The organism is Tenggerimyces flavus (assembly GCF_016907715.1).
GTDB lineage: Bacteria > Actinomycetota > Actinomycetes > Propionibacteriales > Actinopolymorphaceae > Tenggerimyces > Tenggerimyces flavus.
Map to the genome: position 1 here is coordinate 5,216,473 of NZ_JAFBCM010000001.1, position 12,813 is coordinate 5,229,285.

Genomic DNA, 12,813 nt, shown 5'->3' on the forward strand with positions numbered 1-12,813 from the left:
ACCTACGTGGTCGTGAACTGCAGCCAGGTGTCCGGCGGGCGACCCTCGACCGGCGGATCGTCGTACGTCGTCCACGCGTCGCCGACGAAGTCCGACGCCACCTGGGTCCAGAAGCGCTCCACGCCGGGGTTGTAGCGCTGGTAGGCGATCCGCCAGCGGCCAGGGAACTTGGCGATGGCCTGGCGCGCGGCCTCGCGGCCGACGCCGGTACGGCGAAGTGCGCGGACGACGAAGAAGTCGTCGATCGTCATGCTCCCGTCTTCGTGCGGGTCGGTCATGACGAAGCCGCCGAGGCTGCCGGCGGCGGTGATCAGCCAGGCGCGGTGCTCGGGCTTCGCGCCGGTGCGGAACTCGTCGAGGCGCCGGTTGTTGAACGTGCCATCGGGATTCGGCATCAGGCCGTACGCCTCGGACATGTCGTAGCGGTACAGCTGGCCCAGGTTCTCCAGGACGGCTCGGTCGTGGCGGCTCGCGGAAACGAGCTCGACCGGGGACGAAGGCGGGCGGGCAGGTTGGGTGATCATCTCTGCGGGCACGTCCGCCATCTTGTCAGCGGACGCGCCCGTGTCCCATTGGATATCCGGTCAGCTGAGCTGCGCGAACAGGCTGGCCATGTCCGAGCAGATCCACTCCTCGGCGATCAGCCCGTTGTCGTTCACGCGGTAGAGCTCGTTGCTCTCGTACGTCACCGTGCGCCCCGTCGCCGGGATGCCCTGGAACTCCCCCGTGTGCGTCCCGGTGAACGTCAGCCGGACGGCCACCCGGTCGCCCGAGCCGAAGGCGTCCTCGACCGTCGCCTTCATGTCCGGGAACGCCTGCTTGAAGTAGTCGACGCCGAGCTTCCAGGTGTCGATCCCCGTACGCTGCGGCACACCGGCGATGTTGATGATGAACTCGGGCTCCATGCGAGCCATGCAGGTCTCCAGATCGCCCGCGTTCAATGCGTCCACGGTCGACCGGAGCAGCTCCACGTTCTGATTGGTTTCCATTCCGCTCACCTCCATTGGTGGTGAGCGTACAACATTGTGTAGTAGCCTCACTATATGACTTCCGACACGCCAGCCACCGCGGTCCTCGGGCTCCTGCAGGGGATCAGCATGGTGCTCGCGGAGGACCTGGCCGAGTTCGCCGAACGCGAGGGCATGACGCCGGCGCGCGTCCACCTGCTGTGGGCGCTCGGCGAAGAGGGCGCGATGCCGTCGCATCGGTTGGCGAAACGGCTCGACGTCACGCCGCGTACGGTCACCGGCCTGGTCGACCGACTCGCCGAGAGCGGGCACGTCACCAGGTCCGCGCATCCCGACGACCGGCGCTCCACGCTGGTAACGCCCACCAAGAAGGGCGACGCCTTCACGGCCCGACTCCAGGCGATGCAGGACGAGCTCCTCCGCGACCTGTTCACCGACTTCCCCGCCGAACGCCTCGAGCCGCTCCGCATCGACCTCACCCGACTGTTCGAACGCATGCAAGAGCTCGTCGCCGCCGCCAAGCAGCACTGACCCCGCTCCTCCGGGATTGTCAACTGCCTCTCGACGTCCTCGTTTTAGTCGTCTAGACTAAAACGACGCCAACCAAGTGGAGGGGACACCATGGGATACGGACACTGGGACGACGACACGTACACCGCGGCACGCACGTACCGCAGAGCCCGCGGCCTCGACGACTTCGGCTACACCGCCGATCTGCGCGACCTGCCCAGCTCGGCGTGGGCAGTCCACCCGTCGCTCGACCCGAAGGACGCCTTCCGGGAGAGCCGCGACTCCGACGACCACGCCCACTCGCTGCCGATCGCGGTGCTGTTCGACGTCACCGGCTCGATGGGGCGCGTGCCGCGCGTCATGCAGAGCAAGCTCGGCAAGCTGCACGGTCTGCTGGTCGACAAGGGGTACGCCGACGACCCGCAGATCCTGTTCGGCGGGATCGGCGACGCCGACAGCGACCGCGTGCCGCTGCAGATCGGTCAGTTCGAGTCCGACAACCGGATGGACGAGCAGCTGCGCACGATCTTCCTGGAGGGCAACGGTGGCGGGCAGAAGTCGGAGAGCTACGAGCTCGCCGCGTACTTCATGGCGCGCCACATCGCCACCGACGCGTGGGAGAAGCGGCAGAAGAAGGGCTATCTGTTCATCATCGGCGACGAGCTGAACAAGCCGCGGCTGGCGCGGCGACACGTGCGCGCGGTGATCGGCGACGACCTTCCGCAGGACGTCTCGGTCCCGTCGATCTACGCCACGCTCGAGGAGCGCTGGCACGTCACGTACATCCTGCCCGGTGGGTCGAGCTACTACGACCACCTGGACATCGAGGACCACTGGCAGCGGCTGCTCGGCGAGCGGTTCGTGAAGCTGCCGGACCCGGCCGCGGTGTGCGAGCTCATCGCGCTGATCGTCGGCGTCGGTGAGGACCGCATCGACGTACGTACCGGGCTCGCCGACCTCGGCGACATCGGTTCGGGCGACGAGGCCGCCGCGGTACGGAAGGCGCTGGCGACCCGATGAACGTCATCGTCGTCGACCTCGGTTTCGGCGACGCCGGCAAGGGCGCGACCGTCGACTGGCTGTGCGCCACCCGGCCCGTCGCCGCGGTCGTCCGGTTCAACGGTGGCGCCCAGGCCGCGCACAACGTGGTCGCCGAGGGTCGGCACCACACGTTCTCCCAGTTCGGGTCGGGCACCTTCTCGGGGGTGCCCACCCTGCTGTCCGAGCACATGTTGGTCGAGCCGATCGCGCTCGCGGCCGAGGCCCGCGCGCTCGAGGCGCTGGGCGTCGCCGATCCGTTGGCGCTTGTCTCGGTACACGAACGGGCGCTGCTCACCACCCCGATCCACGTCGCCGCCAACCGGGCGCGCGACGAGACCCGCCGGCACGGCTCGTGCGGCAAGGGGATCGGCGAGACGGCGTCGTACGCACTGACCCGCGAGGCGCCACAGGTCGCGGACTGCCGCGACCCGGGCCGGCTCCGGCGGCAGCTCGAGGAACTCGCCAGGCACTACGAGCCGCTGGTCGGACCCAGCTCGGTCGATGAGCTCGTCGCGCTCTATCGCGAGTTCGCCTCGGCGGTACGGATCGTCGACTCTCTGCCGAGCGGGCGGCTCGTCTTCGAGGGCGCGCAAGGAGTGTTGCTGGACGAGTGGCGTGGGTTTCATCCGCACACGACGTGGTCGACCGTGGAGCCACGGAACGCCCGCCGGCTGGGTGGCACGTACGTGCTCGGCGTCGTGCGGACATACCAAACCAGGCATGGCGCGGGTCCGTTCCCGACCGAGGATCCGACGCTGCGCCATCCCGAGCCGCACAACGCCACCGGCGAGTTCCAGGGGGCGTTCCGGCTCGGGCACTTCGACCCGATCCTGCTGCGGTACGCGATCGCTTCCTGCGGCGGTGTCGACGGGCTCGCGGTCACGCATCTGGACGTCGCTCCCGGGCAGGCGGCCGCGGCGTACCTCACCGAGGAGGGGCTGGTCGACGAGTTGCCCTGCGGTCCGTGGCAGGACCTCGCCTACCAGGAGCGGCTCACCAAGCTGCTGACCACCGCGGAGCCCGTGCTCACGTCGATGCCGGCCGATCCGGTGCCGTGGATCGAGGAGCAGCTGGGCGTCCCGGTGGTCCTCACCGCCTACGGTCCGGACCGCGCCGACCGCAGGAGCAGGGTTGCGGCATGATCGCTGATCGTGGAGCTCGATCAGTCCGCCGTCTCGATCGACGTCGTCGCGCTGCGATTCTGGCCTGACGACGGGCAGGTCACGTTCGGCATCGCGCGGCGCCCGCGTGGCCCGTACGAGGGTCGGCGCGCGCTGCCCGGCGTCCTGCTCGGGCTCGGTGCGCGGCTCGAGGGCGACGCGCGGCGCGCGGTGACGGAGAAGCTCGGCGTTCCCGCTGACCACATCCTGGCGGTCGGGCAGCTCGTCACGTTCGACGAACCGAACCGGGACCCGCGCGGCCCGACCCTGTCGATCGCGATGTGGGCGGTGATCGGCCAGTACGACGGCGACACGCTCGCGCAGTGGGTGCCGTTCGACGACCACCCGAGGCTGGCGTTCGACCACGACCAGATCGTCGCCACCTCGCGGGGTCTCTTGGCGGGGAAGCTGTGGAGGGACCTGGCGTTCACGCGGGCACTCACCGGCGAGGCGTTCCCGGCGACCCGGGCGGTCTCGCTTACGGCCACGCTGACCGCCACGCGACCCGACCCCGGCAACCTGAACCGGACGCTGGCGGGCATCGAGGGCCTGGAACGTACCGACGAACGCACCCGGGTGCGCGCCACCGGACGTCCTGCGGCGGTGTGGCGGTGGGTCACTCCCCCGTAGGTCGGAGCCGATCTCACCTGCACGGATGAGTCCGCACGCGCCGAGGCGCCATAGGCTCGGTTCGTGCAGGAGCAACGTGGAGCGCGACCGCTGTTCTGGTTCCGCGCCCACCTGCAGAAGATCGACATCGGATTCGCGGTCGTCGTCACGATCGCCAACCTGCTCGGGCTGCTGGTCCGCGACTATGGCGCCGGCGCGCCCCCGTTCCGGGACCCGGACTTCTGGGCGGTGCTCTTCGCCCTCGCCGCCGGCGCGCCGCTGGCGGTGCGACGCCGGTACCCGGTGCTGGTCGCGCTCGCCGTCGGCGCTGGGTACTACCTCGCCGGCTTCCTCGGCTACAGCTCGCTGGGCGGCTCGTTCGCCGTTCTCGTCGCGACGTACACGCTCGGCATGCACGCGGCGCTGCTGCCTGGGCTGCTCATCGTCGCCGCGTCGACGGGCGGCTCGCTGGTCTACGCGTTCATGCACCAGGAGTCGTTCGCCGCGCAGGGCCAGGCGCTCGGGCCGGAGGTGCTCGGCGCGATCGTCATCCAGTTCATCGGGCTGTGGGCCGTCGGCCGAACGCTGCGTGCGCGCCGGATCTATCTCGACGACCTCGAGGACCGCGCGGACCGGTTGGAACGTACGGCCGCCGCGGAGGTCCGTGCCGCGCTGGCGGAGGAACGGACGCGCGTGGCGCGGGAGCTGCACGACGTCGTCGCCCACCACGTGAGCGTGATGACCGTTCAGGCGGCGGCCGCCCGGCGCACGGTGAAGCGGGCGCCGGATCGCAGCATCGAGGCGATGCAGGCGGTCGAGGAGACCGGGCGGGAGGCGCTCGCCGAGATGCGCCGGATCGTCGGCGCTTTGCGCGAGACCGACGAGGGTACGGAGGCGCGCGAGCTGGCGCCGCAGGCTGGCGTCTCCGAGCTCGACCATCTGCTGGAGCGGGCTCGCGAGGCTGGTCTGGAGGTCGACTTCACGGTGGTCGGCTCGGAGCGTCCGTTGCCGTCGAGCGTGGACCTGGCGATCTTCCGGGTCGTCCAGGAGTCGCTCACGAACACGTTGAAGCACGCCGGGCCGACGCGCGCGGCCGTGCTGTTGCGGTACGAGCCGGACGCCGTGGTGGTCGCGGTGACGGACGACGGTGGTCGCGGCCGGCCTGCTACTCCCGGGCGGCGTCCGGGGCATGGGTTGGTCGGGATGCGGGAGCGGGTCACGTTGAACGGAGGAACGTTGGAGACACGACCGCGTTCGGTCGGCGGCTTCGAGGTCGTCGCACGGCTGCCGCTCGACCGGGTGGCATCGTGACCACACCTGCGACGCCGGTTCGGGTACTGCTCGTCGACGACCAGCCGTTGCTGCGTACCGGCTTCAAGATGATCCTCGAGTCCGAGCCGGACATCGCCGTGGTCGGCGAGGCAGGCGACGGCGAGAAGGCGGTCAGTGAGGCGCGGGCGCTGCAGCCGGACGTGGTCCTGATGGACATCCGGATGCCGCGGATGGACGGCGTCGAGGCCACCCGGCAGATCACGGGCACGGACCGTTCGAGCTCGGTGAAGGTGCTCGTGCTGACGACGTTCGACCTCGACGAGTACATCGTCGAGGCGTTGAAGGCCGGAGCGTCGGGCTTCCTGCTGAAGGACGTACCGCCTGACGACCTCGTCGAAGCCATCCGCATCGTCGCCCGCGGCGACGCCGTCGTCGCCCCCGGCGTCACTCGGCGACTGCTCGACCGCTTCGCGCAGAACCTGTCGAGTCCGAACGAGAAGGTCAACGATCTCGTTGCCCGCTTGACCGAACGCGAACGCGAAGTCCTGCGGCACGTGGCACGCGGCCTGTCCAACAACGAGATCGCGGGCGAGCTGTTCGTGTCGGAGACGACCGTGAAGACCCACGTGGGCAACGTGCTCGCCAAGTTGGGCTTGCGCGATCGCGTCCAGGCCGTGGTCTTCGCCTACGAGAGCGGCCTCACCCGCCCCGGCGGCGCGACCTAGGTCGCGCCGCGCGCCGCCAACGATCAGGTTTACACGGCCAGTGGCCCCTCTACCTGGCGTCCACCCCACGCAAAGTGGCCAATGATCATGTCAACATGATCATTGGCCCGGGATGCCGTGAGGCTCGGCGCGAGAGGCGATCAGTACAGGTGGCAGGCGACGTCGACGGTGTTGGAGAGGCGGAGCTCGGGGTCGGTGCCCGGGTCGAAGTCGATCTGCACCTCGTTCGGCCGCGTCTCGACACCGCGCACGCCACGCCACAGGGGCTCGTCAGGATCAGCAGCGCGCACGCGGTCGAGGAGCGCCTGAACGTCCTCCGACGCGAAGCCGCGACCGGGGCGGAGCACCGCGGTGTGGCTGGCGGCGTCGAGGTCGTCGAGGTTGCCGACGATCGCCCGCTCCGACTCGTACTCCTCCTCCGGCATCGCCACCCAGTGCTGCTCCAGCAGCGCGCGCAGGTCGCGGGTCTCCCATCCGCACGCGTCGAACGCGACCGGGCAGCGCGGATGGAACGAGCAGCCCAGCGGCGGCGCTGCGGCGTCGGGGATCTCGCCGCGCGGCAGGTCGCGGGCCACCGACTTCGACGGGTCCGGCTCGGGAACGGCCTTCAGCAACGCCTTCGTGTACGGGTGCTTGGGATCGGCGAAGATCTCCGCCGTCGGCCCGATCTCGACCACTCGGCCGAGGTAGCAGATCGCGATCCGGTCGCAGAAGAACTTCGCGGTCGCCAGGTCGTGCGTGATGTAGACGTACGTGAGATCCAGGTCGCTCTTCAGCTCCAGCATCAGCTCGAGGATCTTCGCCCGCACCGACATGTCCAGCATCGACACCGGCTCGTCCGCGACCAGCAACTCCGGCCGCATGATGATCGCCCGCGCCAGCACCGCCCGCTGCTTCTGCCCACCGGACAGGTCGCTCGGGTACTTCGTCAGGAACCGCTCGACCGGGGACAGCCCCACCCGTTCCAGCGCCTCGGAGACCTTGGCCAGACGCTCGGCCTTCGACGAGACCGCCTTGTGGATCACCAGCGGATGCCCGACCGCGGTCTCGATGTCCATCGACGGGTTCAGCGCAGCGGACGGGTCCTGGAACACCATCTGCAGGTTCTTCCGGAACGGGCGCAGCTCCTTCTCGGAAAGCTTGGAAAGGTCCTGCCCGCGATAGAGCAGCTGCCCACCCGTCGGCTGAACGAGACCGAGCACGGCCCGCCCGAGCGTGGTCTTGCCACTGCCCGACTCCCCCACGATGCCGAGCACCTCACCGCGGTGGAGCTGGAACGAGACCCCGTCGACGGCCTTGACCACTCCCCCGCCGGCACCGAAGACGCGGCCCAACGACCCACCACGCAAGGCGAAATGGACCTCGAGATCGCGCGCCTCGATGATGACCTCACGGTCGTCAGAGGCAGACACAGAGGCGGAGGCCTCAGGCTTCGTCGGCAACGTCGATCTCCTCTCGCACCAGCCGCGCGCGCCCACCCGACGGGATCTCGGCCTCCGGCCCGTGCAGCCAGCACGTCACCCGCTGGCCCTGTGGCGTCATGACCTCGATCGGATCCTGTTTGGAGCACACCTCCATCGCGTCCGGGCAACGCGGATGGAACCGGCACCCCGACGGCGGCTCGACCAGGTCCGGCGGCGAGCCCGGGATGTAATGCAGTCCCGTGGTCTGCAAGGAGATCGTCGACCGCAGCAGCTCCCGCGTGTACGGGTGCTGCGGCGCACCGAACACCTCGCGCGCGTCGCCCTCCTCGACGATGCCGCCGGCGTACATCACCGCGACCCGGTCGCACGCCTCCGCGACGATGCCCAGGTTGTGCGTGATCAGCAGCAGCGCGGTGTCGAAGTTGCGGCGCAGGTCGGCGAGGATCCGGATGATCTGCGCCTCGACCAGAACGTCCAACGCGGTCGTCGGCTCGTCGGCGACGATGAACGCCGGCCGCAGCACCAATGCCAGCGCGATCATGATGCGCTGCCGCATGCCGCCGGAGAACTCGTGCGGGAACGCGCGGTACCGCGTCGGCGGGATGCCCATCCGGCGCAGCGTGTCGATCGAGCGCCGCCGGGTCTCGTCCTTGCCGATGCTCGGCTCGTGCGTCCGGAGCGTCTCCTCGAAGTGCTCGGAGATCCGCATCAACGGATTGAGCCGGGTCAGCGGCTCCTGGAAGATCATCCCGAGCTCGGGCCCGCGCAGATCCTCGAGCTCGCGGCGGCCGACGCCGAGCAGGTCGGTGCCCTTGAAGTCGATCTCGCCGTCCGCCTTCGCCCCGGCGGGCAGCAGACCCAGCACGCCGCGGCCGAGGGTCGACTTGCCGCAGCCAGATTCGCCAACCAGGCCTAGGGTTTCGCCGGCGTGCAGGTTGAACGACACGCCATCGACAGCCCGGACAGGTCCACGCTCGGTGCCGTACCAGACCCGCAGGTCCGAGACCGACAGAACCCGTTCGCCGCTCATCGGCCGCTCCCTTCCGCGGCGGCGGCCTTCGGCTTGCGTGGTGGCAGCACGACCGGCAGCAGCCTCCGTACGCGCAGCGTCGGGTTCAACGTCTCGTTCAGCCCCTCACCGACCAACGTCAGACCGACGACCAGTACAACGATCGCGAGGCCGGGGAACGCGCCGGTCCACCAGATGCCGACCGACGCGTCGTCGACCGCGCGGTTGAGGTCGTAGCCCCACTCCGACGCCTCGGTCGCCTGGATGCCGTAGCCGAGGAACCCCAACGCGGCAAGGGTTCCCACCGCGTCGGCGGCGTTCAGCGTCGCGATCACCGGCACGCTCTGCACGACGTTCGTGAACAGGTAGCGCATCATGATCGTCAACGGTGGCGCGCCAATCGCTCGCGCGGCTTCGACGTACGTCGCCTCCTTCGCGCTCACCGTGCTGTTGCGCACGACGCGGAAGTACTGCGGTACGTACACCACGGTCACCGACACCGCCGCCGTGACGATGCCGCTGCCGAGCTTGCCTGCCAGCAGGAACGACACCACGATCGCCAACAGCAGATAGGGAAACGCGAACAACGCGTCCATGATCAACACGAGCACGCGGTCCAGCCAGCCGCCGACGAAGCCGGAAACGAGGCCGAGCAGGACGCCCACGACGATGGTCAACGCCAGCGACAGCAGCACGACCTTGAGCTCGGTCTGCGCGCCCCACACCACACGGGAGAACACGTCGAACGTCTGCACGTTCGTTCCGAACCAGTGCTCGCCGGACGGCGGTGCCTGCTTGGCGAAACGCTGCCCGTCGTCGCCGGCGACCTGGTCGAAGTCGTACGGCGCGATCAACGGCGCGAAGACCGCGAGGATGATCATCAGGCCGGTGAGAACGGTGCCCGCGATGAGCATGCCGCGCGCGATGCCGGCGGACTGCCGGTACGGCGTCGCGACGGCCAGCGCCAACCGGACCAGCCAGGAGCGCCGTCGATCGCCCGCGTGGATCGGTTCGCCTGGTTCGACGGTGGGTGTGATCGCCATCAGTCCAAACTCCCCTCAGTACCGCACTCGCGGGTCGATGAGTGCGTTGACGAGGTCGATGAGGAAGCTGATGAGGGTGACGGCGAGCGCCACCATCGTCATGATGCCCTGGACCGCGACATAGTCACGGGCGTTGATGTAGCGGACCAGCTCCGAGCCGACGCCCGGCCAGCTGAACGTCGACTCGGTGAGGATCGCGCCGGACAGGAGCAGCGCGACCTGCAGGCCGAGCACGGTGACGAACGGGACCATCGCGTTGCGGAACGCGTGGTGGAAGACGACGCGGCGTTCCGGAATGCCACGGGCGCGGGCGGCCTCGACGTAGTCGTCGCGCAGCGTCTGCGCCACGTTCACCCGGATCATGCGCACCAGCACGCCCATCACCAGTAACCCGAGCGTGACCGCCGGCATGATGATGTGCTCGACGCCGTCGACGAACGCCTCGCCGTTGCCGGCGAGTAACGCGTCCAGCAGGAAGATGTTGGTCTTCGCCTCGACCGTGGCCTGGTAGATCGGCCCGGCCTGCTGGCCGGACGGCAGCCAGCCGAGCATGCCGGTGAAGATGGTGATCGCGATGACACCGACGAAGAACACCGGCGCCGCGTACGTGAGGATGCCGAAGATCCGGACCACGACGTCGAACACCGAGTTCCGGTAGCGGGCCGCCAGCAGACCGAGCGGGAGCCCGATGACGATCGCGATGATGATCGCGGAGACCGCGAGGCTGATCGTGGCGCCGCCGTTGATCGAGAGGATCGTCGTCACGGGCCGGTTGTCGCTGACCGCCGTACCGAGGTCGAAGCGAAGCACGTCGCCGAGATAGTCGAAGTACTGCACGATGAGCGGTCGGTCGTACCCGGCCGCGGCCCGACGTTCGGCGAGAACCTCGGGAGGGAGCCGGCCGCCGAGGGCCGCCGAGATCGGGTCACCCGGAGCGACCCGCAGCAGCAGGAACACCAACGTGAGCAGGACGAAGATGTTCGGGATGACCAGGCCTAGCCGGACCAGCAGGTACTGACGCATGGACCCCGAACCTGCCGCCACCTTCTGAACCGTCCTTCCCCGGTCGTGAACAACAGTGGGGCTCCGCTCGTACGCGGAGCCCCACTCAGGTCAACTGCTACTTCGCCTTGCTGGTGTCGACGAGCCAGAACCGGAACGTGTACAGCGGGTCGAAGGTCTCCTCGACTCCGGTGATACCGTCGCGCACTGCCGCGATCATCTTGTCCTGCCAGATCGGGATCATCGGCGCGACGTCGGCCTCGTACTTCTGCAGCTCTTCCATCGTGGTCTTGCGCTTCGCCGGGTCCTGCTCGGTCTTCTCCGACGTCAGCAGCTCGTCTGCCTTCGGGTCGGAGTAGCCGAGGCCGTCACCGATGAAGTTGTTCGTCGCGTAGAACGGGGACAGGTAGTTGTCCGGGTCCGGGAAGTCCGGGTACCAGCCGAGTTGGAACGCCTGGAACGCGCCGGCCGCGTACTGCTCCTTGTACTGCTCCCACGCGATCGTCTTGAGCTCGATGTCGAACAGCCCGCCGGCCTCGAGCTGCCGCTCGATCTCCTGGTACATGTCCGCGGACGCCTCGCCGTAGTGGTCGGGGCTGTACCACATCTGCACCTTGAGCGGCGTGGTCACGCCGGCCGTCTGCAGCAGCGTCTTCGCCTTCGCGGGGTCGGGCTTGTCGCCGTAGAGGTCCTTGAACGCCTCGACGTGCCCGTCCATGCCCTTCGGCACCATCGTGTAGAGCGGCTGCACGGTGTCGTTGTACGCCAGCTTGGCGATCGTGGTCCGGTCGAGGAGCGCGGCGGCGGCCTGCCGTACTTCCTTCTTGTCGAACGGAGCCTTCTTGTTGTTGAACACCAAATAGCTGATGCCGGTGCCGTCGCCGGTGACGACCTTCACGCCCTTGGCGGCGCCGTTGTCCTGCAGGTCCTTGATCAGCGTCGGGTTCAGGCTGCGGTACGCGACCTGGATGTCGCCGCTCTCGACCGCGGTCTTCAGCGAGGCCTCGTCCTTGAAGAGCTGGATGAGGACCTTGCTGTTCTTGCGCTCCTTGGAGCCCTGGTAGTTCTCGTTCGGCGCCAGAATGATCTGCTGCGAGGGGTCGTACTTCTCGATCTTGTAGACGCCGGACAGGATGACCGTCTCGGGCGTGCTCTCCTGCAGCTTGTCCTGCGCGTACTCCGACGGGACGATCGTCGCCGCGGCGGTGGTGAGGCGGTACGGCCACGTGGTGTCGGCGATCTTCAGCTTGAACGTCACCGTGGTCGCGTCCGTCGCCTCGACGGTCTCGAGCTGGTCGGCGAAGATGCTGGACGGACCGTTCGGGTCGGCGATCTTGATCATCCGGTCGAACGTCGTCTTGACGTCGGCACTGTCGAGCGCGCTGCCGTCGGAGAACTTCAGGCCGGCGCGCAGCGTGCAGACGTACGTCTTCGGGTCGCTGAAGTCGCACTTCTCCGCGGCGTCGGGCTCGGGTTGCGTGCCCTTCGGCGGGATGGCGAGCAGCGTCTGCCCGGTGTTGTAGAGGATCTCCCAACCCGGGTTGTCGTAGGAGCCCGCGGGGTCGACCGTGCCGAACGCGTCTGTCGTACCGAACACCAGGGGCTTTTGCTCACCGCCGCTCGAGCCGCTCGTCGGCGCGGCGCCTCCCCCGTTTCCGTCGCCACCGCAGGCGGCGAGGGCCAGTGCGAGCGCACTTCCCGCCGCGAGCACCATGGCCTTACGGCCCCAGCTCAGTCGCATGCTCCCACCTCGGTTGTCCGTGAGTGGCCCGATCCGGACCTGACCCCGCACGATAGCTCCCCCGACTCTCAGCCGGAACTTGTTCGCCATCCTCACCGGGTCGCGATTCTTTAACGATCGGCGAGATTGGCAGCAATTCCTCGCGCTGTCGAGTTCGCCGGCCGGAAGTGCGTGGTGAACTGTCCGATACGTACGATTCTCGCTGCGGCCTCGGGCTCGCTACCGTCGGGTAACCTTAATGGCGGGGACCTGACGTGGATCCGCGGGGGTGGGCGGCGCGGAGTGGAAGTCGCGAGGGAGATCGCACGA

13 protein-coding genes are annotated in these 12,813 nt (G+C 68.6%); 6 read left to right on the top strand and 7 right to left on the bottom strand.

Annotation, left to right across the window (positions count from 1 at the left end; translation table 11 throughout):
• Nucleotides 1-2: 2 nt before the first annotated feature.
• Together JOD67_RS24455 and JOD67_RS24460 are read right to left on the bottom strand one after the other, a co-directional pair.
• The gene (locus JOD67_RS24455; RefSeq protein ID WP_307782535.1) at nt 3-536 is read right to left on the bottom strand and encodes a GNAT family N-acetyltransferase; all 534 of its coding nucleotides are present in this window, start codon (nt 534-536) and stop codon (nt 3-5) included.
• A 48-nt stretch (nt 537-584) separates the two neighbouring features.
• Nucleotides 585-989 (bottom strand): ester cyclase, encoded by a 405-nt coding sequence (locus JOD67_RS24460; RefSeq protein ID WP_205120033.1) that lies wholly within the window; start codon nt 987-989, stop codon nt 585-587.
• Between the two features lie 54 nt (nt 990-1,043).
• Between JOD67_RS24460 and JOD67_RS24465 the strand changes: the two genes are divergently transcribed.
• The 6 genes from JOD67_RS24465 to JOD67_RS24490 all read left to right on the top strand — a co-directional run bounded on the left by JOD67_RS24465 (nt 1,044) and on the right by JOD67_RS24490 (nt 6,285).
• Nucleotides 1,044-1,499: a MarR family winged helix-turn-helix transcriptional regulator gene (locus JOD67_RS24465; RefSeq protein WP_205120034.1), complete on the top strand. Its 456-nt coding sequence runs from the start codon at nt 1,044-1,046 to the stop codon at nt 1,497-1,499.
• A gap of 90 nt (nt 1,500-1,589) precedes the next feature.
• Nucleotides 1,590-2,498 carry a hypothetical protein gene (locus tag JOD67_RS24470; RefSeq protein ID WP_205120035.1) on the top strand — a complete coding sequence of 303 codons (909 nt, stop codon included), beginning with the start codon at nt 1,590-1,592 and terminating at the stop codon, nt 2,496-2,498.
• A complete protein-coding gene (locus JOD67_RS24475) occupies nt 2,495-3,661 on the top strand; it encodes an adenylosuccinate synthetase (RefSeq protein ID WP_205120036.1) in 1,167 nt (388 codons plus the stop codon). The genes JOD67_RS24470 and JOD67_RS24475 overlap by 4 nt, the downstream gene beginning before the upstream one ends.
• Before the next feature lie 9 nt (nt 3,662-3,670).
• Nucleotides 3,671-4,309 (top strand): NUDIX hydrolase, encoded by a 639-nt coding sequence (locus tag JOD67_RS24480; protein ID WP_205120037.1) that lies wholly within the window; start codon nt 3,671-3,673, stop codon nt 4,307-4,309.
• 63 nt (nt 4,310-4,372) lie between these two features.
• Nucleotides 4,373-5,599 carry a sensor histidine kinase gene (locus tag JOD67_RS40405; protein ID WP_205120038.1) on the top strand — a complete coding sequence of 409 codons (1,227 nt, stop codon included), beginning with the start codon at nt 4,373-4,375 and terminating at the stop codon, nt 5,597-5,599.
• Entirely contained in the window at nt 5,593-6,285 is a 693-nt protein-coding gene (locus JOD67_RS24490; RefSeq protein WP_372442369.1) for a response regulator, read from the top strand. The genes JOD67_RS40405 and JOD67_RS24490 overlap by 7 nt, the downstream gene beginning before the upstream one ends.
• Nucleotides 6,286-6,425: 140 nt before the next feature.
• Here the strand turns inward: JOD67_RS24490 and JOD67_RS24495 are convergent, their stop codons facing one another.
• From JOD67_RS24495 to JOD67_RS24515, 5 genes are all read right to left on the bottom strand, one after another.
• Nucleotides 6,426-7,697, bottom strand: coding sequence for an ABC transporter ATP-binding protein (locus JOD67_RS24495; protein ID WP_307782536.1), 1,272 nt, complete (start codon nt 7,695-7,697; stop codon nt 6,426-6,428).
• Between the two features lie 13 nt (nt 7,698-7,710).
• Nucleotides 7,711-8,739, bottom strand: a complete 1,029-nt coding sequence (locus JOD67_RS24500) for an ABC transporter ATP-binding protein (protein WP_205120041.1) — start codon at nt 8,737-8,739, stop codon at nt 7,711-7,713.
• Entirely contained in the window at nt 8,736-9,761 is a 1,026-nt protein-coding gene (locus tag JOD67_RS24505; RefSeq protein ID WP_205120042.1) for an ABC transporter permease, read from the bottom strand. Before JOD67_RS24505 ends, JOD67_RS24500 begins: the two co-directional genes overlap by 4 nt.
• Nucleotides 9,762-9,776: 15 nt before the next feature.
• Complete coding sequence (locus JOD67_RS24510) at nt 9,777-10,784, bottom strand: ABC transporter permease (protein WP_239554026.1); 1,008 nt, start codon at nt 10,782-10,784, stop codon at nt 9,777-9,779.
• 97 nt (nt 10,785-10,881) lie between these two features.
• Nucleotides 10,882-12,504, bottom strand: a complete 1,623-nt coding sequence (locus JOD67_RS24515) for an ABC transporter substrate-binding protein (protein ID WP_205120044.1) — start codon at nt 12,502-12,504, stop codon at nt 10,882-10,884.
• Nucleotides 12,505-12,813 lie beyond the last annotated feature (309 nt).